15 protein-coding genes are annotated in these 19,553 nt (G+C 74.4%); 12 read left to right on the forward strand and 3 right to left on the reverse strand.

The window, feature by feature from the left end:
- Nucleotides 1–155: 155 nt before the first annotated feature.
- The 5 genes from ACZ3TI_RS02080 to sucD all read left to right on the forward strand — a co-directional run bounded on the left by ACZ3TI_RS02080 (nt 156) and on the right by sucD (nt 7,195).
- On the forward strand, nt 156–1,238 hold the full coding sequence (locus tag ACZ3TI_RS02080) for an ATP-binding protein (protein ID WP_465722285.1): 1,083 nt from the start codon (nt 156–158) through the stop codon (nt 1,236–1,238).
- Nucleotides 1,235–3,574 carry a DUF5682 family protein gene (locus ACZ3TI_RS02085; protein WP_465722287.1) on the forward strand — a complete coding sequence of 780 codons (2,340 nt, stop codon included), beginning with the start codon at nt 1,235–1,237 and terminating at the stop codon, nt 3,572–3,574. Before ACZ3TI_RS02080 ends, ACZ3TI_RS02085 begins: the two co-directional genes overlap by 4 nt.
- A gap of 71 nt (nt 3,575–3,645) precedes the next feature.
- The gene (locus ACZ3TI_RS02090) at nt 3,646–4,812 is read left to right on the forward strand and encodes a VWA domain-containing protein (protein ID WP_465722289.1); all 1,167 of its coding nucleotides are present in this window, start codon (nt 3,646–3,648) and stop codon (nt 4,810–4,812) included.
- 301 nt (nt 4,813–5,113) lie between these two features.
- Nucleotides 5,114–6,286 (forward strand): ADP-forming succinate--CoA ligase subunit beta, encoded by a 1,173-nt coding sequence (gene sucC / locus ACZ3TI_RS02095; protein ID WP_465722291.1) that lies wholly within the window; start codon nt 5,114–5,116, stop codon nt 6,284–6,286.
- 18 nt (nt 6,287–6,304) lie between these two features.
- On the forward strand, nt 6,305–7,195 hold the full coding sequence (gene sucD / locus ACZ3TI_RS02100) for a succinate--CoA ligase subunit alpha (RefSeq protein WP_465722292.1): 891 nt from the start codon (nt 6,305–6,307) through the stop codon (nt 7,193–7,195).
- 60 nt (nt 7,196–7,255) lie between these two features.
- On the opposite strand, the gene ACZ3TI_RS02105 is transcribed toward sucD, so the two are convergent.
- On the reverse strand, nt 7,256–9,298 hold the full coding sequence (locus ACZ3TI_RS02105; RefSeq protein WP_465722294.1) for a LuxR C-terminal-related transcriptional regulator: 2,043 nt from the start codon (nt 9,296–9,298) through the stop codon (nt 7,256–7,258).
- 132 nt (nt 9,299–9,430) lie between these two features.
- Here ACZ3TI_RS02105 and ACZ3TI_RS02110 point away from each other — a divergent pair, with 132 nt between their 5' ends.
- The gene (locus tag ACZ3TI_RS02110; protein WP_465722296.1) at nt 9,431–10,903 is read left to right on the forward strand and encodes a cell division protein PerM; all 1,473 of its coding nucleotides are present in this window, start codon (nt 9,431–9,433) and stop codon (nt 10,901–10,903) included.
- A 10-nt stretch (nt 10,904–10,913) separates the two neighbouring features.
- Here ACZ3TI_RS02110 and ACZ3TI_RS02115 read toward each other — a convergent pair whose 3' ends face one another.
- Nucleotides 10,914–11,570, reverse strand: coding sequence for a hypothetical protein (locus tag ACZ3TI_RS02115; RefSeq protein ID WP_465722298.1), 657 nt, complete (start codon nt 11,568–11,570; stop codon nt 10,914–10,916).
- 451 nt (nt 11,571–12,021) lie between these two features.
- On the opposite strand from ACZ3TI_RS02115, the gene purN reads away from it, so the two are divergent.
- Both purN and purH read left to right on the forward strand, forming a co-directional pair.
- On the forward strand, nt 12,022–12,681 hold the full coding sequence (gene purN / locus ACZ3TI_RS02120) for a phosphoribosylglycinamide formyltransferase (RefSeq protein ID WP_465722300.1): 660 nt from the start codon (nt 12,022–12,024) through the stop codon (nt 12,679–12,681).
- A complete protein-coding gene (purH, locus tag ACZ3TI_RS02125; protein ID WP_465722302.1) occupies nt 12,678–14,255 on the forward strand; it encodes a bifunctional phosphoribosylaminoimidazolecarboxamide formyltransferase/IMP cyclohydrolase in 1,578 nt (525 codons plus the stop codon). Before purN ends, purH begins: the two co-directional genes overlap by 4 nt.
- 95 nt (nt 14,256–14,350) lie before the next feature.
- On the opposite strand, the gene ACZ3TI_RS02130 is transcribed toward purH, so the two are convergent.
- A complete protein-coding gene (locus ACZ3TI_RS02130; protein WP_465722304.1) occupies nt 14,351–14,971 on the reverse strand; it encodes a hypothetical protein in 621 nt (206 codons plus the stop codon).
- A 551-nt stretch (nt 14,972–15,522) separates the two neighbouring features.
- On the opposite strand from ACZ3TI_RS02130, the gene ACZ3TI_RS02135 reads away from it, so the two are divergent.
- The 4 genes from ACZ3TI_RS02135 (at nt 15,523) to ACZ3TI_RS02150 (ending at nt 19,536) form a co-directional block, all read left to right on the forward strand.
- Nucleotides 15,523–16,377: a bifunctional methylenetetrahydrofolate dehydrogenase/methenyltetrahydrofolate cyclohydrolase gene (locus ACZ3TI_RS02135; RefSeq protein ID WP_465722306.1), complete on the forward strand. Its 855-nt coding sequence runs from the start codon at nt 15,523–15,525 to the stop codon at nt 16,375–16,377.
- A 19-nt stretch (nt 16,378–16,396) separates the two neighbouring features.
- The gene (locus ACZ3TI_RS02140) at nt 16,397–16,822 is read left to right on the forward strand and encodes a DUF3017 domain-containing protein (RefSeq protein WP_465722308.1); all 426 of its coding nucleotides are present in this window, start codon (nt 16,397–16,399) and stop codon (nt 16,820–16,822) included.
- Nucleotides 16,823–17,117: 295 nt separating this feature from the next.
- Nucleotides 17,118–18,110, forward strand: a complete 993-nt coding sequence (locus ACZ3TI_RS02145) for a malate dehydrogenase (RefSeq protein ID WP_465722310.1) — start codon at nt 17,118–17,120, stop codon at nt 18,108–18,110.
- Nucleotides 18,111–18,210: 100 nt separating this feature from the next.
- Nucleotides 18,211–19,536, forward strand: a complete 1,326-nt coding sequence (locus ACZ3TI_RS02150) for a hemolysin family protein (protein ID WP_465722312.1) — start codon at nt 18,211–18,213, stop codon at nt 19,534–19,536.
- Nucleotides 19,537–19,553 lie beyond the last annotated feature (17 nt).

Raw genomic sequence — 19,553 nt, forward strand, 5'->3', positions numbered from 1 at the left:
CGACGGTGGCTGACTGCCCGTCCGGAGTCCTCCGGCGGTTGTCAGTGGCTGGGTGCAGATTGGTTCCCACAGGCCGGGACGCCGACCTGGCTCCCCCCGATCACCCTGCCGCCGGGGCACCCGTGCATCCCGGCGGCCGACCCGAAGGAGCCCTCATGACCGACGTTCTGCGGCAGCACGCCGAGGACGCCTTCGCCGGCGAACTGGCCGCCCTGGCCGCGCAGGACGACCGTCCGCGCCCGGAGCGCTGGAAGCTGTCGCCGTGGGCCGTGGCGACGTACCTGCTCGGTGGCGAACTGCCCGACGGCACCCCGATCAGCCCCAAGTACATCGGCCCGCGCCGGGTCGTCGAGGTCGCCGTGACGACCCTGGCGACGGACCGCGCGCTGCTGCTGCTCGGCGTGCCCGGCACCGCGAAGACCTGGGTGTCCGAGCACCTGGCCGCGGCGATCAGCGGCGACTCCACCATGCTGGTGCAGGGCACCGCCGGCACCCCCGAGGAGGCGGTCCGGTACGGCTGGAACTACGCCCAGCTGCTCACCAACGGCCCCAGCCGGGCGGCGCTGGTGCCCTCGCCGCTGATGCGGGCGATGGCCGACGGCAAGATCGCCCGGGTCGAGGAGCTGACCCGGATCCCGGCCGACGTCCAGGACAGTCTGATCACCATCCTGTCCGAGAAGACGCTCCCGGTGCCGGAGTTGGGCAGCGAGACGCAGGCCGTGCGCGGCTTCAACGTGATCGCCACCGCCAACGACCGCGACCGCGGCGTCAACGAGCTCTCCAGCGCGCTGCGCCGCCGCTTCAACACCGTGGTGCTGCCGCTGCCGGGCTCGCTGGACGAGGAGGTCGACATCGTCACCCGCCGGGTCAACCAGCTCGGCCGCTCCCTGGAACTGCCCGAACTGCCCGGCGGCGCCGAGGAGATCAGGCGCGTGGTCACCGTCTTCCGCGAGCTGCGGGCCGGGATCACGGTCGACGGCCGGACGAAGGTCAAGACCCCGAGCGGCACCCTCTCCACCGCCGAGGCGATCTCGGTGGTGACCAACGGCCTGGCCCTGGCCACCCACTTCGGCGACGGCGTGCTGCGCGCCGGGGACGTGACGACCGGCATCCTCGGCGCCGTCGTCCGCGACCCGGTGGCGGACCAGGCGGTCTGGCGCGAGTACGTCGAAGGGGTGGTGCGCGAGCGCGACGGCTGGAAGGACTTCTACCGCGCCGCCCGCGAGGTGACGGCATGACCGTCGCGGAGGTCGCCCTGCTCGGCATCCGCCACCACGGCCCCGGCTCGGCCCGGGCGGTGGCCGCCGCGCTGGCGCACTGGCGGCCGGACGCGGTGCTGATCGAGGGCCCGCCGGAGGCCGACGGCATCGTCCACCTGGCCGCCGAGAAGGACCTGGTGCCGCCGGTCGCGCTGCTCGCCCACGCGGTGGACGATCCGGCGAAGGCCGCCTTCTGGCCGTACGCCGAGTTCTCCCCGGAGTGGGTGGCGATCCGGCACGCCGTGGAGCACGACCTGCCGGTGCGCTTCATCGACCTGCCCGCCGGGTACGGCTTCGCGCCCGCCCCCGACGACGCGCCCGCCCCCGACGGTGCCGACGAGCTGCCCGCCGATCCGCTGGCGCTGCTTGCCGAGGCCGCCGGGTACGACGACCCGGAGCGCTGGTGGGAGGACGTGGTCGAGCACCGCGCGCCCGGCACCGACGCGCTGGCACCGTTCGCCGCCGTCGCCGAGGCGATGGGCGCGCTGTGCGCCGAGGGCCTCGCCGAGTCCCGCCGGGACCTGCTGCGCGAGGCGCACATGCGTCAGCAGATCCGCGCCGCCCGCCGCGCCGGGCACCGGCGGATCGCCGTGGTCTGCGGGGCCTTCCACGTCCCCGCGCTGGAGACGATGCCCACCGTCGCGCACGACCGGGCCCTGCTCGCCGAGCTGCCGAGGAAGGTCCGGGCGGACATCACCTGGGTGCCGTGGACGCACCGCCGGCTCTCCCAGGCCACCGGGTACGGCGCGGGCGTGCAGTCGCCCGGCTGGTACCACCACCTGTTCACCACCGACGGGGACCCGGTGCCGCGCTGGCTCACCCAGGCCGCCGACCTCCTGCGCGCCGAGGACCACCCGGTCTCCTCCGCCCACGTCATCGAGGCGGTCCGGCTCGCCGAGACCCTCGCCGTGCTGCGCGGCCGCCCGCTCGCCGGGCTGACCGAGACCCTGGACGCCGTCCGCGCGGTGCTCTGCGAGGGCTCGGACGTCGCCCTGGAACTCGTCCGGGACCGCCTGGTGGTCGGCGACGAGCTGGGCGAGGTCCCGGACTCCGCACCGGCGGTGCCGCTGCAGCGCGACCTCGCCCGGCTGCAGCGCTCGCTGCGGCTCAAGCCCGAGGCCGCACCCAAGGACGTCGACCTCGACCTGCGCAAGGAGAACGACGCCGCCAAGTCCCGGCTGCTGCACCGGCTGCGGCTGCTGGGCGTGGACTGGGGCGTGCCCGCCCGCTCCTCGGTCAACTCGACCGGGACGTTCCGGGAGAGCTGGCGGCTGTGCTGGCAGCCGGAGTTCGCGGTCCGGATCGCCGAGGCCGCCCAGTGGGGCACCACGGTGGAGGAGGCGGCCGGCCACAAGGCGGTCGGCACCGCCCGCGCCGCCGTCGAACTCGCCGAGCTGACCGGCCTGGTGGAGACCTGCCTGCTGGCCGGGCTGTCCGACGCGCTGCCCGCCGTGATGCGGGTGCTCGCCGACTGCGCCGCCCTGGACACCGACGTCGCCCACCTGGCGGGCGCGCTGCCCGCGCTGGTCCGCGCGCTGCGCTACGGCGACGTGCGCGGCACCGACCACGGCGCGCTCGCCGAGGCGGCGGCGGGCCTGGCCGAGCGGGTCTGCGTCGGACTGCCGCCCGCCTGCGTCGGGCTGGACGCCGAGAGCGCGGCGGCGATGCGCGCGCGCCTCGACGAGGTGCACGGCGCGATCGGGCTGCTCACCTCGGCCGCACCGGACCGCGTCGGACCGGACGACACCCCGGACCCGCACAGCCCGCACGACCCGGACGGCCTGGTCGAGCGCTGGGCCGCCGCCTTGCGCTCGCTGGCCGCCCGCGAGCCGTCCGGCGGGCCGGCCACCGGCGCCCCCGGACTGCTCCGCGGCCGCGCCGTCCGGCTGCTGCTGGACGACGGCCGGCTCGACTCCGAGCAGGCCGGCCGCCGGCTGCGGCTGGTGCTGTCCGTCGCCAACGCCCCGGTCGACGCCGCGGGCTGGGTCGAGGGCTTCCTCACCGGCGGCGGCGCCCTGCTGCTGCACGACCCCCGGCTGCTCGCCCTGCTGGACGAGTGGCTGGCCGGGGTCGGCGGCGAGGTGTTCACCGACGTCCTGCCGCTGCTGCGACGCACCTTCGCCGGGCTGGAGGCGGGCGTGCGCACCACCATCGGCAGCCGCGTCGCCGCCGGACCGCTCGGCGAACCCCCGGCGGACCGGGCCCCGGCGGGCGAGCTGGACCGAGGTCGTGCCGACGCCGCCGTCCCGGTGGTGGCCCTGCTGCTCGGCGTCCTCCCGCGGATCCCCCGGCAGGCCGCCGGCCGCAACACCTGACCCCCGGCCGCAACACCCGGCACCCGACCGCAACCCCTGACAACCCGGCCGACCCCAGAAGGAGTGACGAGATGGCAGCGCCCACGACCGACGAACGGCTGCGCCGCTGGCGCCTGGTGCTCGGCGGCGAGGCCGACGGCACCGGCTGCACCCTGCGCGGCCGGGACGCCGCGATGGACGGCGCCCTCGCCGCGCTCTACCGCGGCGCCCCCGAGGAGGGCGGCCGGCCCGCACGCGGCGGCCGCCGCAGCGCCGGGCTGGGCGGCTCCGCCCCGCAGGTGGCCCGCTGGCTGGGCGACATCCGCGAGTACTTCCCGTCCACCGTCGTCCAGCTGATGCAGCAGGACGCGATCACCCGGCTCGGCCTGGACCGGCTGCTGCTGGAGCCGGAGATGCTGGAGGCCGTCGAACCGGACGTCCACCTGGTCGGCACCCTGCTCTCGCTCAAGCACGCGCTCCCGGAGACCACCCGGGAGACCGCCCGGGCCGTGGTCGGCAAGGTGGTCGCCGACCTGGAGCGCCGGCTCGCCGACCGTACCCGGGCCACCCTCGGCGGCGCGCTCGACCGCAGCGCCAAGGTCAACCGCCCCCGGCACCGGGACATCGACTGGGACCGGACGATCCGGGCCAACCTGAAGAACTACCTGCCCGAGCACGGCACCGTCGTCCCCGAGCGGCTGGTCGGCTACGCCCGCGCCCAGCGGGCCGTGAAGAAGGACGTCATCCTCTGCATCGACCAGTCCGGTTCGATGGCGCCTTCGGTCGTGCACTCGGCGGTCTTCGGCGCGGTGCTCGCCTCGATGCGCACCCTGGACACCAGGCTGGTCGTCTTCGACACCTCGGTGGTCGACCTCACCGAGCAGCTCACCGACCCGGTGGACGTCCTGTTCGCCACCCAGCTCGGCGGCGGCACCGACATCAACCGCGCGCTCGCCTACTGCCAGTCGAAGATCACCCGCCCGTCCGAGACCGTCGTCGTCCTGATCAGCGACCTGTACGAGGGCGGCATCCGGGACGGCATGCTCAAGCGGGTCGCCGCGATGAAGGCGGCCGGCGTGCAGTTCATCGCCCTGCTCGCGCTCTCCGACGAAGGCGCGCCCGCCTACGACCACGCGCACGCCGCCGCCCTGGCCGCCCTCGGCGCGCCGGCCTTCGCCTGCACCCCGGACGCCTTCCCCGGGATCATGGCGGCGGCCATCGAGAAACGCCCGATCCCGGTACCCGGGCAGGGGGTGTGACGGCCTCACCCGTACGGGCGAATCCACCCGATCGGTGGACGGGGCGTTTACCGGAGGATCCAGGCCGTCTGTGACGGTTCTCACCCAAGCCGGGCAGGCCCCGGGCGGAACAGTCCCGTCCCACGGGGATAACCTGCCAGACGGACGTGACGCGCGTGTTGATTGACGTGTGCGCCCGTGGCTGTGTGGGCCGCAAGGCCGTACCTCTGCGTACCCGCACCGCCCCGACGACCCGCAGCGAAGATCCTGCCGTGGCACGCTCGTAGAGACACAATCCGCGACCACGAACAAGGACAAACACGTGGACCTGTTCGAGTACCAGGCGAGGGACCTCTTCGCCAAGCACGGTGTGCCCGTGCTTGACGGCGATGTCATCGAGACCGCCGCAGACGCTGCCGCCATCGCGGAGCGCTTCGGCGGCCGCGCCGTCGTCAAGGCTCAGGTGAAGGTGGGTGGCCGAGGCAAGGCCGGCGGCGTCAAGCTCGCCGCCGACCCGGCGGACGCCGTCGCCAAGGCCGAGCAGATCCTCGGCATGGACATCAAGGGCCACACCGTTCACAAGGTGATGCTGGCCCAGACCGCGGACATCAAGGACGAGTACTACGTCTCGTTCCTGCTGGACCGCACCAACCGCACCTTCCTGGCCATGGCCAGCGTCGAGGGCGGCGTGGAGATCGAGGTCGTCGCCGAGCAGAACCCCGAGGCGCTCGCCAAGATCCCGGTCGACGCCAACGAGGGCTGCACCCCGGAGAAGGCCGCCGAGATCGTCGCCGCGGCGAAGTTCCCGGCCGAGGTCGCCGACCAGGTCGCCGAGGTCCTGCAGAAGCTGTGGACCGTCTTCATCAAGGAGGACGCCCTCCTCGTCGAGGTCAACCCGCTGATCAAGTCCGGCGACGGCAAGATCATCGCGCTCGACGGCAAGGTCTCCCTGGACGAGAACGCCGAGTTCCGCCAGCCCGACCACGAGGCCCTCGAGGACAAGGCCTCGGCCAACCCGCTCGAGGCCGCCGCCAAGGCCAAGGGCCTGAACTACGTCAAGCTCGACGGCCAGGTCGGCATCATCGGCAACGGCGCGGGCCTCGTCATGAGCACCCTCGACGTGGTCGCCTACGCCGGTGAGAAGCACGGCGGCGTCAAGCCCGCCAACTTCCTCGACATCGGTGGCGGCGCGTCCGCCGAGGTCATGGCGAACGGCCTGGAGATCATCCTGGGCGACCCCGACGTCAAGTCGGTCTTCGTCAACGTCTTCGGCGGCATCACCGCGTGCGACGCGGTCGCCAACGGCATCGTGCAGGCCCTGGAGCTCCTCGCCGGCAAGGGCGAGGACGTCACCAAGCCGCTGGTCGTCCGTCTGGACGGCAACAACGCCGAGCTGGGTCGCAAGATCCTCGACGACGCCAACCACCCGCTGGTCCAGCGCGTGGACACCATGGACGGCGCCGCTGACCGCGCCGCCGAGCTGGCCAACAAGTAAGGAAGGGGACTTAACACCATGGCTATCTTCCTTACCAAGGACAGCAAGGTCATCGTCCAGGGCATGACCGGCGCCGAGGGCATGAAGCACACCCGCCGCATGCTCGCCTCCGGCACCCAGATCGTCGGCGGTGTCAACCCGCGCAAGGCCGGTACCACGGTCGACGTCGACGGCACCGAGATCCCGGTCTTCGGCTCCGTCGCCGAGGCGATGGAGAAGACCGGCGCCGACGTCTCGGTCCTCTTCGTGCCGCCGGCGTTCACCAAGGCCGCCGTCATCGAGGCCATCGACGCCGAGATCGGCCTGGCCGTCGTCATCACCGAGGGCGTCCCGGTGCACGACACCGCCGCCTTCTGGGCGTACGCCGGTGCCAAGGGCAACAAGACCCGCATCATCGGCCCGAACTGCCCCGGCCTGATCAGCCCCGGACAGTCGAACGCCGGCATCATCCCGGCCGACATCACCAGCTCCGGCAAAATCGGTCTGGTCTCGAAGTCCGGCACCCTGACCTACCAGCTCATGTACGAGCTGCGCGACATCGGCTTCTCCTCGGCCGTGGGCATCGGCGGTGACCCGGTCATCGGCACCACCCACATCGACGCCCTCAAGGCGTTCCAGGAGGACCCGGAGACCGAGATCATCGTCATGATCGGTGAGATCGGTGGCGACGCCGAGGAGCGTGCCGCGGCCTACATCGCCGAGCACGTGACCAAGCCGGTCGTCGGCTACGTCGCGGGCTTCACCGCCCCCGAGGGCAAGACCATGGGCCACGCCGGCGCCATCGTCTCCGGCTCCTCGGGCACCGCCCAGGCGAAGAAGGAGGCCCTCGAGGCCGCCGGTGTCAAGGTCGGCAAGACGCCGTCCGAGACCGCCCGCCTGGCCCGCGAGATCATCGCCGCCAAGGCCTGATCACCGCAGCAGCGCGCAGCGAGCGCCCCCGCCCTTCCCGGGCGGGGGCGCTCGCCGTTCTCAGCGCGCCTTCGGCCCGGTCGTGCAGGGCCGCGGCGACAGCAGCGGGCAGACCGCCGGACCCTGCGGCGGCGGGGCCTCCGCACCCCGGGCCGCCGCCGGCAGCTCCCAGCGAGGCGCCGCCTGCGTGTGCGGCTTCACCTGCACCGCCTCCAGCCCCGGCGCGGGGCTGCACCAGATGCTGCTGATGCCGTTCGGCGCCCCGCCCGGCAGCAGCGGCACGCCCGGCTCCGCCTCGGCGGCGGGCAGGCACAGCGAGGGCGTCGGCGACTCCGACGGCCGGAACAGCACCGCGGGCCGCACCCCCGACAGGGTCGCCAGCGTCGCCCCGCCCACCGCCACCGTCAGCAGCGCGGCGGCGCCCGTCCGGCTCGCCGTCCACAGCCGGTGCCGGGCCCGCAACACCGGTACCGGAGACCGGTGCGGCTCCGGGCAGCCGCGCACCGCAGCCCGGTGCAGCAGCCGGCTCAGTCCGTCCGCGAACCCCGGTGCCGCCGGATCCGGCCCGACCAGGTCCGGCACCCACTGGGCCAGCGCCGCCCGGGCCGTCCACACCCGGCCCTCGGCGGCCGCCAGTGTCGACTCCACCTCCACCGCGATCGCCGCCGCCGGCAGCCCCAGCCCGTCGTGCAGCACCAGCGCCCGGCGCTGCGGCCGCGACAGGCGCTTGAGCGCCTTCAGCAGCGCCCGGTCCCGGTCGGTCAGCCGGTCGTGGTCCGGCAGCACCGCCTGCGACTCGTCCGCCGGGCGGACCTTGATCCGCCGGTGCGGCAGACCCCACGCGTGCGCCCGCCGCGGCCCGCCCCGGTGCCACGGCGAGAGCGCCAACTCGCACGCCCGTACCCGCACCCACCCCTCCGGATCCCCCGACGCCACCACCGCCCGCCACCGTCGTCGCGCCTCCCCGAACGCCCGCCGCACACAGTGCACGGCCCGGTGCCGGCAGGCGGCCAGCAGGAACACCTGCTGCACCAGTCGGGTGTGCGCACCCTCGTACAGCTCCTCGAAGCTCGGCACCGGACGGTGGGCGGGGAGCGGCGAACCCGCGGTCGGCGACGGCGGGGGCACCGCGCGGGCCGTCCCGGCGCGCCCGACCGCGGCCGGTGCGGCCGGTGCCGAGTGCGTCATGGCGCGGTGCCCTTCCGTGCCCACGGGGTGCCGTTCTGCGCCCGCCGCGCCGTCACGCGCCGCGCCCGCCCGGTGCGCCTGCCCGCCGGAGGCCGCGACCGGAGGCGTTGCGGTGTCGTGTCCCAGCGGACCCACGCCGGGGGAGGGGCGCTGTGGCCCCTTCGCCATGGGGGCTTCGGCGTCCTGAACCGCGTCGCCACGCCACGCCGCGGCCGGAGCCGCGTCGCGCCCTTCCGCGCCCGGGCCCGGGCCCGCGGACTGCGGCTCGCTCGCGTCGGTCGGTGCCGACGCTGCCCGGGCCGTGCCGTCGGACGCTCCGCGTGCCGGTGGATCGGTGGGGGCCGTGGGCACGGTGTGCCGCGGGGGCGTGTGTGCCGGGGCCTCGCGCTCCTGCGGGGCCTCCCGCGCCGAGCGGTCGCGTCGGGCGCCCGGTGATGCTGCGGGTGCCGAGCTGTCGCCTTCCTCCCGACCGGCGGCGGTCTGACGCGGCTTCCGGACGCCGGGATCCACCGGATCCTGCCCGGCCGTCCAGGCGCCGCCGACCGGCTGCCCGTTGTTCGAGGCTGGGCCGAGGGAGGACGGCGTGGGCCCGGCGAAGTTCGCCGGGGCGACGGGTGGAACGGGTGGAACGGGCGAGACGTTCGCGACGGAGCCTCCGGCGAGGGCGATGGCCTCGGCTTCGGTGGGGGCGCCGAGCTTCCGCATCGCGCGCAGGAGGTAGCTGCGGGCGGTGGTGGGGGTGATGCCGAGGGCGGCGGCGGTGTCGGGCAGGTCGCGGCCGGCGGCAAGGTGGGCCAGGGTCTGCGCCTCACGCGGGGTCAGTTTCCGCAGCGGGCCGGTCGCGTCGTGGCCCGCGCGGACCGGCTTCCGGTGACGCTTCGGGGTGGGGGAGTCGGCGGTGGGCGGCGTGGTCATCAGACGCTCCGGGCCGGGGTGCCGGCGGCTTGGGGGCAGGGTCTGAAAATGCGCATAAGCCAATAATCTGGGACACGGCGGCGGTTTGCCGCTTCACGGAGCATGGCGAGTCGCCTTGGCACCATGAGGCGCATGACGCAGCTGATGGGCCGTCCGCTCCTGGAGGCGCCGGGTGAATTGGGCGGACGCCCCGCCCTGGCCGACCTGTTGGCGGGGGTACGGACGGCGCTGGTCGGCTTGGCGGTGGTCGGTGTGCCCGTCCTCGGGCTCTGGGTGGTGACACCGTACGCGGACGACGGCGCGACCGCTGCCACCCGGTTGGCGGGGGTGCTGTGGTTGCTCGGGCACGGTGCGCCGGTGCTGCGCGGCGGGGCGGACGCCCCGCTGACCGTCACTCCGCTGCTGCTCGGGCTGCTGGCCGTGGTCCGGCTCCACCGGGCGGGTGCCGGGGTGGCGGCGCGGCGCGGACTGCGCTCGCGCTGGGGCGGCCCGACGGCGCTGTGGGCGGGCTACTGCGCGGTGGCGGTCGCGGTGGCGCTGCACTGCGCGGGTGCCGGGCTGTTCCGCAGCCGGGTGCTGCTGGACGTCCTGGTGGTGGCGCTGGTCGCGGCCCTGGCGACGGCCGCCGGAGTCCGCTCGGCCGAGGCCGGGGACGCCCCGGTCGCCGACTCCCCGCTGGACCGCCTCCCGCGGCCGTACCGACCGTTCGGCGGCGCGCCGGCGGTACGGGCGGCGGTGCTGGCGGCCGGGGCCGGGCTGGTCGCGGCGGGCGGGCTGCTGGTGGCGGTGTCGGCGGTGCTGGACGCGGTGGCCGGCGGCGGGCGCGGGATGGCGCTGCTCGGGCGCGGGCCCACCGCGCTGCTGGGGCTGCTGCTGCTCGCGCTGGTACTGCTGCCGAACGCGGTGCTGTGGGGCGCGGCGTACGCGCTGGGCCCCGGGTTCGCGGTGGGCACCGGGACGGTGGCGTCGCCGGGCGGGACGGTGCTGGGCCCGGTGCCGGAGTTCCCGCTGTTCGCCCTGCTGCCGGCCGACGGCCCGGGCGGCTGGCGGTGGGCGGCGCTTGTGCTGCCGCTGCTCGCCGGGGCGGTGCCGGCGGTGCTGCTGGGCCGGGCGGCGGCGGGGCTACGGCGCCCTGCGGAACGGCTCGAGGGGCCGGAACGGGTCGAAGGGGAGGCGGACCGGACCGGGCCCTGGCCGCCCGCCGCGACGGTGACGGCCGCGCTGGCGGCGGCCCTGGCGGTGGGGGCGGGGGCGGCGCTGCTGGGCTGGCTGTCCGGCGGGGCGCTGGCGGGCGGGCGGATGGTCCGGCTGGGGCCGGTGCCGTGGTGGACGGGCCTGGCGGCGGCGGGCTGGTTCGCGCTGGTGGCCGTCCCGGGCGCGCTGCTGGTACGGCACCGCGCGCTCGGGACGGCCGGAGGCCGCGTGCCGGGACCGGCGGACGGTCAGGGCGCGTACGCCCGGCTCGTATGGCAGGCACGCCGGAGTGTGCTGCGGTCGCGCGCCCGTGCGTACGCCCTCGTGCTGCGGCTGTCCGAGCTGCCCGAGCGGTCCGAGCGGTCCGAGCGGTCCGCGTCGGGCAGCGAGTCCCCGGACCCGGTCGACTGACCGACGGGCCCTACTCGGCGTTCCCGGCGAAGTCCACGTACCACTGCGGCGCGTAGCGGTCGCAGTTCTGGGCGCCGACGGCGGTGAGCGAGTCCCGGACGCAGGTGACGTAGTCGCGGTAGTGGTAGCCGAGGCCGATCACCGAGGTGGCGACCACGACGGTCATCGCGCCGGTCAGGATCCCGGCGAGCGCGGCCGGGGTGAGCGGGTTCGGGGCCGCGCCTCCGGGGAGCGGACCCGGCGAACCGACCCGGCCCGCCGCACCCGCAGCCGCGGCCGCGCCCGGGGCGCCCTTCGGGCCGCGCAGGGCGCCGATGCCCCAGGCGATGGCGAGCACTCCGACCAGCAGGGCGATCCAGTGGAAGCCCGCGAACAGGCAGACCAGCGCGAACGGCCCGGCCAGCGCGGCGTTGCGGGCCCGGCGGTGGGCGGGGTCGGCGGGGTCGAGCCGGGGCGGCTGCGGGGCCGGCGGCTGATGGCCCGGACGGCCGTCACCCGGGCCGGAGCCCCACGGCGGCGGCAGCTGCGGGCGCTCGCCGCCCTGGCCGCCGGAGCCGTCCTGGCCCCCGCCGGTCCAGGGGCTGCGCGGCTGCCACGGCTGGTCCGGGGCGTCCGCCGGCGGCGGCGCGAAGGGGTTGCGCTCGTCGGTGTCGTCGCCGCTGCTCATGGGTTCAGCCAATCCTTGTCGGTCGGGACCAGGTCGGGACTCGGTCGTGCGCCTCGATCGTGCCTCGGTCGTGCCTTCGTCGGAGGGCCGCACGGTCGTCGCGGTCTCCCGCGCCTCCCCTATGATCCCGCAGCCTTCCGTCGGCCCATCGGCGGCCCGGACCCCGAGCCCGGTCGAGCCCGTCCGGCCCGACCGACCCCCCGGGGCAACTCCGGTGCGGCGGCCCTGGCGAGATCCCCGTCTCAACTACGCGCGTAGCGCCGCCGGGAGGGTTCGAAGGCCGTCCGACCAGCCGTTATCGTGGTGACGGTCAGCAGCTCACATCGGTTCCCGGGGCCCGCGTCGCGGCGGGTTTTCCTGGTGTTCTGCCTCGCTCGACCTGCCGTTCGTAGTGGCCCCACCGCCGGTGGACGTACCAGCGCACGGCGCCCGACCTACGGAGAATCGCGCAGTGGCCGCCGCCCCCGCCCAGCACTTCCCGCCCCGTACTCCCGGACCGGCCCGCCTGGTGGTGCTGGTCTCCGGATCCGGCACCAACCTGCAGGCGCTGCTCGACGCCGTCGTGGACCCGGCCTACGGTGCCGAGATCCTCGCCGTCGGCGCGGACCGCGACGGGATCGCCGGTCTGGAGCGCGCCGCCGAGGCCGGTCTGCCGACCTTCGTCCACCGGGTGAAGGACTTCCCCGAGCGGGCCGACTGGGACCGTGCGCTGACCGCCTCCGTCGCCGAGTACGAGCCGGACCTGGTGGTCACGGCCGGCTTCATGAAGATCCTCGGCCCCGAGTTCATCACCGCCTTCGCCGGGCGGATCGTCAACACCCACCCCGCACTGCTGCCCGCCTTCCCCGGCGCTCACGGCGTCACCGACGCGCTCGCGTACGGCGTGAAGGTCACCGGCTGCACCGTCCACCTGGTCGACGCCGGCGTGGACACCGGGCCGATCATCGCGCAGGGCGTCGTCGAGGTCGTCGACGCCGACCACGCCGATGGCGGCGAAGCGCTGCACGAGCGCATCAAGACTGTCGAGCGCAAGCTGCTCGTCGACGTCGTGGGCCGGCTGGCCCGCGAAGGTCACCGCATCGAGGACCGAAAGGTATGGATCCCGGCATGAGTGCCAGCTCCACCACCCCCCCTGTCTCCGAGAACGTCCGTCCGATCCGTCGTGCGCTGATCAGCGTGTACGACAAGACCGGTCTGGAGGAGCTGGCCCAGGGCCTGCACGCCGCCGGGGTCTCCATCGTCTCCACCGGCTCCACCGCCGGCCGGATCGCCGCCGCCGGCGTCCCGGTGACCGAGGTCTCCGAGCTGACGGGCTTCCCGGAGTGCCTGGACGGGCGGGTGAAGACCCTGCACCCCCGCGTGCACGCCGGTGTGCTGGCCGACCTGCGGCTGGAGTCGCACCGCGCGCAGCTGGCCGAGCTGGGCGTCGAGCCCTTCGACCTGGTCGTGGTGAACCTCTACCCGTTCAAGGCCACCGTCGCCTCCGGCGCCACCCCGGACGAGTGCGTCGAGCAGATCGACATCGGCGGCCCGAGCATGGTCCGCGCCGCCGCCAAGAACCACCCCTCGGTGGCCGTCGTGGTCGACCCGGCCCGCTACGCCGACGTGCTGAAGGCCGCCCAGGAGGGCGGCTTCGACCTGGCCACCCGCAAGCGCCTGGCCGGTGCCGCGTTCGCCCACACCGCCGCCTACGACGTGGCGGTCGCCTCCTGGTTCGAGGACGGCTACGCGCCGAGCGACGAGCGTTTCCCCGAGTTCCTGGGCTCGACCTGGGAGCGGCAGAACGTGCTGCGCTACGGCGAGAACCCGCACCAGGGCGCCGCGCTGTACAGCGACGGCACCGGCGGCCTGGCCGGCGCGCAGCAGCTGCACGGCAAGGAGATGTCGTACAACAACTACGTCGACACCGACGCCGCCCGCCGCGCCGCCTACGACCACGCCGAGCCGGCCGTCGCGATCATCAAGCACGCCAACCCGTGCGGCATCGCGACCGGCGCCGACGTCGCCGAGGCGCACCGCAAGGCGCACGAGTGCGACCCGGTCTCCGCGTACGGCGGCGTGATCGCGGTCAACCGCCCGGTCACCGTCGAGCTGGCCGAGCAGATCGCCCCGATCTTCACCGAGGTCGTCGTGGCCCCCGGCTACGAGGACGGCGCCCTGGAGGTGCTGACCCGCAAGAAGAACCTGCGCGTGCTGCTCGCCTCCGAGGCCCCGGCCAACCGCCAGGAGGTCCGCCCGATCTCCGGCGGCGTGCTGCTGCAGGACGCCGACCGGGTGCACGCCGAGGGCGACGACCCGGCGAACTGGACGCTCGCCACCGGTGAGGCGCTCTCCGCGGCCGAGCTGGCCGAGCTGGCCTTCGCCTGGCGGGCCTGCCGGGCCGTCAAGTCCAACGCGATCCTGCTGGCCAAGGACGGCGCCTCGGTCGGCGTCGGCATGGGCCAGGTCAACCGGGTCGACTCCTGCAAGCTCGCGGTCGAGCGGGCCGGCGAGCGCGCCAAGGGCGCGTACGCGGCCTCGGACGCCTTCTTCCCGTTCGCGGACGGCCCGGCGATCCTGATCGCGGCCGGTGTGAAGGCCATCGTGCAGCCCGGCGGTTCGATCCGCGACGAGGAGGTCGTCGCGGCGGCCGCCGAGGCCGGCGTGACCATGTACTTTACCGGCGCGCGGCACTTCTTCCACTGAGCCCGCCCACGCGTGACGGCGTGACGGCATGACAGAGCGGCCCGGCCCCCTCCGAGGAGGGAGCCGGGCCGCTCTCGTCGCGCCGTGCGGGCCGGTCAGTAACGCGGCCGGTTGAACCAGCTGACGCCGTCCCGGCTGCTCATGGCGACGATCCACAGGATGCAGATCGCGATCCACAGCGCGCCGATGACCACGCCGAACCCGCTGCCCGCGGCCGTGGCCTGGGTGCTGTTGGTGAACCCGCTGATCAGCACGAGCACGCCGAGCAGCAGGGCCACCGAGCCGTAGACGATGGTGGTGACGCGGGTGGCGTTGCCGCCCTTGCCGAACTTCACGCCGAGGGTGATCGAGAGCACCGAGGCGAGCAGGTACAGGATGCCGAGGACCAGCAGGACGCCCGCGGCCGCGTTGCCGAAGATCGCGGTGTCGCTGCTGGTGCTGTGCTGGTTGGCGACGGTCTTGGCGCCCGCGGCCGCGATCAGCAGGAAGGCCGTGAAGAGGATCTGCACGCCGCCCACGACGAACAGCAGCACCCGCGCGGTCATGACCAGGCCCGGCATGGACTGCGGCGGGACCACCGGCGGGTAGCCGTAGCCCGGGGCCGCCGGCGGGTAGCCGTACGCGGCGGGCGGCGGCGGGGCCTGCTGCGGGTAGCCGTAGCCCGGGGCGGCGGGCGGCTGGCCGTACGGGTTGTTCGGGTCGGGCGGGTAACTCATGGATGCCTCCGGGCAGTTACGGGGACGCGGGGACGGGACGGCGGAGGCCCCGGCTGCCGGCGAGAGTCGGGTCGTCGACAGCACGGGACGGTATCGGGGCGCAGTGACAGCCCGGCGGCGGTGACGGGCGCAACCGGCTCAGCAGCGTGGTGAAGGGGCGAGCGCGGGCCGGCGAAGGCGCACGGCGACGGCGCCGCGGCAGTCGGGCTGCTCGGTCTGCTGTGGTCGGATCACTGGCTCTTTCCCCCGGATACGCCCCTCCGCGGTACCCGTCGGCCCGTCACCGGGCCTGGTCGCGGCAGGGGATTCGGGCATCATCGTGGTCCGGACGGCGGCGCCCTGTCCAGCCGGTTCCGGCACCGGACCAAGACTGTGGCGCAACCGCAATGCGGTACGGACGTTCCGTACCCGTCCGGCCGCCCGGCCCGGGCAGCCGCGAGTCCGGCCGCGGGGTCGGTCACGGGGTCGGTCACGGCCGGTCCCGCGCGTACGACTGCGGGAGGTGGCCGGCCGTGGTACGGCGACCTGTCGCGATCCGGGAGAATGGGGTCATGACTGCCCAGATTCTCGATGGCAAGGCCACCGCCGCCGCGATCAAGTCCGAACTCGCCGCCCGCGTGGCGGCCCTCAAGGCGAAGGGCGTCACGCCCGGCCTCGGCACCGTCCTGGTCGGCGACGACCCGGGCAGCCGCTGGTACGTGAACGGCAAGCACAAGGACTGCGCCGAGGTCGGCATCGCCTCGATCCAGCGCGAGCTGCCGGCCACCGCCACCCAGGAGGACGTCGAGAACGTCGTCCGCGAGCTCAACGCCGACCCGTCCTGCACCGGCTACATCGTCCAGCTGCCGCTGCCCAATGGCCTTGACCAGAACCCGGTCCTGGAGCTGATGGACCCGGACAAGGACGCCGACGGCCTGCACCCGACCTCGCTCGGCCGGCTCGCCCTCGGCATCGACGGCCCGCTGCCCTGCACCCCGCTGGGCATCGTCGAGCTGCTGCGCCGCCACGACGTCGAGATCAACGGCGCCGAGGTGGTCGTGGTCGGCCGCGGCATCACCGTCGGCCGCTCGATCGGCCTGCTGCTGACCCGCCGCAGCGAGAACGCCACGGTCACCCTGTGCCACACCGGCACCCGGGACCTCAGCGCCCACCTGCGCAAGGCCGACATCATCGTGGCCGCCGCCGGCGTGCCGCACCTGGTCAAGCCGGAGGACGTCAAGCCGGGCGCGGCGGTGCTGGACGTGGGCGTCAGCCGCAGCGAGGGCAAGATCGTCGGCGACGTCCACCCGGGCGTGGCCGAGGTGGCCGGCTGGATCTCCCCGAACCCCGGCGGCGTGGGCCCGATGACCCGCGCGATGCTGCTCAACAACATCGTCGAGGCGGCCGAGCGCCGCGCCAGCATCTGACACCCCAGGGACGGCGAGCATGACTGAACCGCGACCGGAGCGGTCCCGGAGCAGGCCGGTCAAGACCACCGGCACCCTGCCGCCCGAGGGCTCGGCCGCCGCCCTCGGGCGCGAGCACGCCCTGCCGGTCCGGCAGTGGCCGATAACGCTGGTCCTGCTGGTGGTCGGCGCCGGCCTCGCGGTCACCTGGCTCGCCGACTTCAAGGACGGCTTCAAGTACGGGCTGCTGATCCTCGGCGGCGGCGTGCTGCTGGGCGCGGTGCTGCGCCTGGTGCTGCCCGAGGTCGGGATGCTGGCGGTGCGCAGCCGGTTCACCGACGTGATCGTGCTGACCTTCCTGGGCGCCTCGATCGTGCTGCTGACCCTGGTCGCGCAGCCGAACCCGTGGGTGCAGATCCCGCTGCTCGACAACATCGGCCAGCTGATGGGCCGGCCCAAGCACTGACCGGACCCGAGTACTGACCGGACCCGAGTACTGACCGGACCCGAGTACTGACCGGCCCGCACGCCGAGCGCGCCGATCGAGCGCGTTTCCTCGCGGCCCCCGCCCGCCCCCGTGAATCCGGGGAGCCCGGGCGGGGGCCGCGGTGGTTCTGTGACGCATCAGCCACGCCCGCACACGCGGCGTACGCTTCCCTTTGCGATAACCTGACGCCGGTCTCTCGATGTCGAGAGAACATCCTCGGCTCCAGTGCGCCGGTGTGCCTGGGGCACCTGGCGATTTGCTGGAGAAGGTAGAAATGACCCGCACCCCCGTCAACGTCACCATCACCGGAGCGGCCGGCCAGATCGGCTACGCGCTGCTCTTCCGCATCGCCTCGGGCCACCTGCTCGGTGCCGACGTGCCGGTGAACCTGCGCCTCCTGGAGATCCCGCAGGGCCTCAAGGCCGCCGAGGGCACCGCCATGGAGCTCGTCGACTGCGCGTTCCCGCTGCTGCGCGACATCACGATCACCGACAAGCCGGCCGAGGCCTTCGACGGCGCCAACGTCGCGCTGCTGGTCGGCGCCCGTCCGCGCACCGCGGGCATGGAGCGCGGCGACCTGCTGCAGGCCAACGGCGGCATCTTCGGCCCGCAGGGCAAGGCCATCAACGACCACGCCGCGGACGACATCAAGGTCCTGGTCGTCGGCAACCCGGCCAACACCAACGCCCTGATCGCCCAGCGCAACGCCCCGGACGTCCCGGCCGAGCGCTTCACCGCGATGACCCGCCTGGACCACAACCGCGCCGTCGGCCAGCTGTCCGCCAAGACCGGCGCCCTGGTCTCGGACATCAAGCGCGTCACCATCTGGGGCAACCACTCCGCCACCCAGTACCCGGACATCTTCCAGGCCGAGGTCGCCGGCAAGCCGGCCTTCGAGGCCACCGGCAGCGACCTGGCCTGGCTGGAGAACGACTTCATCCCGACCGTCGCCAAGCGCGGCGCGGCCATCATCGACGCCCGCGGCGCCTCCTCGGCCGCCTCGGCCGCCAACGCCGCCATCGACCACGTGTACACCTGGGTCAACGGCACCGCCGAGGGCGACTGGACCTCCATGGGTGTCGTCTCCGACGGCTCCTACGGCGTCCCGGCCGGCCTGATCTCCTCCTTCCCGGTCACCACCAAGGACGGCAAGTTCGAGATCGTCCAGGGCCTGGAGATCTCCGACTTCTCGCGCGCCCGCATCGACGCCTCGGTCCAGGAGCTGACCGAGGAGCGCGACGCGGTCCAGGAGCTGGGCCTCATCTGAGCCCCCTCGATCCCCACGACGGCCCGTCGCCCCTGCCCGGGGGCGGCGGGCCGTCGCCCTTACGGTGCGGCGGTGGGCCGCCGCCCTACACTGACCCGCTGTGAACGAAACCCTCGGGGACGCCGCGCTCGTCCTCGTCTTCATCCTGCTGGGCGGGCTGTTCAACGTCGCCGAGATCTCGCTGATCTCGCTGCGCGAGGGCCAGATCCGGACGCTGGAGGCTCGTGGCACCCGGCGTTCGGCCCGGGCCGCTCACCTGGCCGCCGACCCCAACCGCTTCCTGGCCGCCGTCCAGGTCGGGGTGACCTGCATGGGCTTCCTGTCCGCCGCCTTCGGCGCGGACACCCTGTCCGGCAAGGTCGCCCCGCTGTTCGTCCGGGCGGGGCTGACCGAGGGCGTGGCCGACGCGGTCGCCCTGGTCGGCCTCACCCTGGCGATCAGCTACGTCTCGCTGGTGCTCGGCGAGCTGACCCCCAAGCGGATCGGCCTGCAGCGCGCCGAGTCCATCGCGGTGACCGCCGCCCCGGTGGTGGACGTGATGTCGGTCGTGCTGCGCCCGGCGATCTGGCTGCTCGGCCACTCCACCAACCTGATGGTCCGCCTGCTCGGCGGGGACCCGGCGGCCGGCCGCGGTTCGATGAGCTCCGAGGAGCTGCGCGGCCTGGTCGCCGCCAACACCGAACTCGGCAGCGACGAGCGGGCGTTGATCGCGGACGTGTTCGCCGCCGGGGAGCGCCAGCTGCGCGAGGTGATGGTCCCGCGCACCGAGGTGACCTTCCTGGACGCCGAGCGCCCGCTGGCCGCCGTACGACAGCAGGCCGACACCTCGCCGCACTCGCGCTACCCGGTGGTCGAGGGCAGCGCGGACGCGGTGGTCGGCTTCGTCCACGTCCGCGACCTGTACGGCGCGCGCGGCGAACAGGCCGCCAAGGTCCGCGACCTGGCCCGCCCGGTCAAGCTGCTGCCCGGCACCAAGCGGGTGCTGGAGGCGATGGGCGAGATGCGCCGCGAGGGGCACCACCTGGCCATCGTGGTGGACGAGTACGGCGGCACCGCCGGGATCGTCACCCTGGAGGACCTGGTCGAGGAGGTGATCGGCGAGATCCGGGACGAGTACGACCGGCCGGAGTCCGCCCCCACCCGCCGGCTGGCCGGCGGCGGCATGGAGCTGGACGGGCTGCTCAACCTCGGCGACTTCGCCGAGGAGACCGGCGTCACCCTGCCCGAGGGCCCGTACGAGACGGTTGCGGGCTGCCTGGTCGCCTCGCTCGGGCGGCTGCCGCGGGACGGCGACCAGGTGCGGGTCGCGCTGGAGGGCGGCGGCGGGGTGCTGCTGACGGTGGCCAAGGTCGAGGGCCGGCGGATCGCCCGGGTGAGGGTGAGTGCCGTCACACTGGCCGAACCTCCGGGGGCGGACGTTTCCTGAGCGACCGGTGGAACTGG

It is taken from the genome of Kitasatospora sp. NPDC023120 (genome assembly GCF_055560835.1).

What these genes read in the sequence shown, in the direction of transcription:
- ACZ3TI_RS02140 (WP_465722308.1), top strand. Translation starts at nt 16,397, where the DNA reads ATGACTGAACCGCGACCGGAGCGGTCCCGGAGCAGGCCGGTCAAGACC.
- purH (WP_465722302.1), top strand. Translation starts at nt 12,678, where the DNA reads ATGAGTGCCAGCTCCACCACCCCCCCTGTCTCCGAGAACGTCCGTCCG.
- ACZ3TI_RS02145 (WP_465722310.1), top strand. Translation starts at nt 17,118, where the DNA reads ATGACCCGCACCCCCGTCAACGTCACCATCACCGGAGCGGCCGGCCAG.
- sucD (WP_465722292.1), top strand. Translation starts at nt 6,305, where the DNA reads ATGGCTATCTTCCTTACCAAGGACAGCAAGGTCATCGTCCAGGGCATG.
- ACZ3TI_RS02105 (WP_465722294.1), bottom strand. Translation starts at nt 9,298, where the DNA reads ATGACCACGCCGCCCACCGCCGACTCCCCCACCCCGAAGCGTCACCGG.
- ACZ3TI_RS02090 (WP_465722289.1), top strand. Translation starts at nt 3,646, where the DNA reads ATGGCAGCGCCCACGACCGACGAACGGCTGCGCCGCTGGCGCCTGGTG.
- ACZ3TI_RS02085 (WP_465722287.1), top strand. Translation starts at nt 1,235, where the DNA reads ATGACCGTCGCGGAGGTCGCCCTGCTCGGCATCCGCCACCACGGCCCC.
- ACZ3TI_RS02080 (WP_465722285.1), top strand. Translation starts at nt 156, where the DNA reads ATGACCGACGTTCTGCGGCAGCACGCCGAGGACGCCTTCGCCGGCGAA.
- ACZ3TI_RS02135 (WP_465722306.1), top strand. Translation starts at nt 15,523, where the DNA reads ATGACTGCCCAGATTCTCGATGGCAAGGCCACCGCCGCCGCGATCAAG.
- ACZ3TI_RS02115 (WP_465722298.1), bottom strand. Translation starts at nt 11,570, where the DNA reads ATGAGCAGCGGCGACGACACCGACGAGCGCAACCCCTTCGCGCCGCCG.
- ACZ3TI_RS02130 (WP_465722304.1), bottom strand. Translation starts at nt 14,971, where the DNA reads ATGAGTTACCCGCCCGACCCGAACAACCCGTACGGCCAGCCGCCCGCC.
- ACZ3TI_RS02110 (WP_465722296.1), top strand. Translation starts at nt 9,431, where the DNA reads ATGACGCAGCTGATGGGCCGTCCGCTCCTGGAGGCGCCGGGTGAATTG.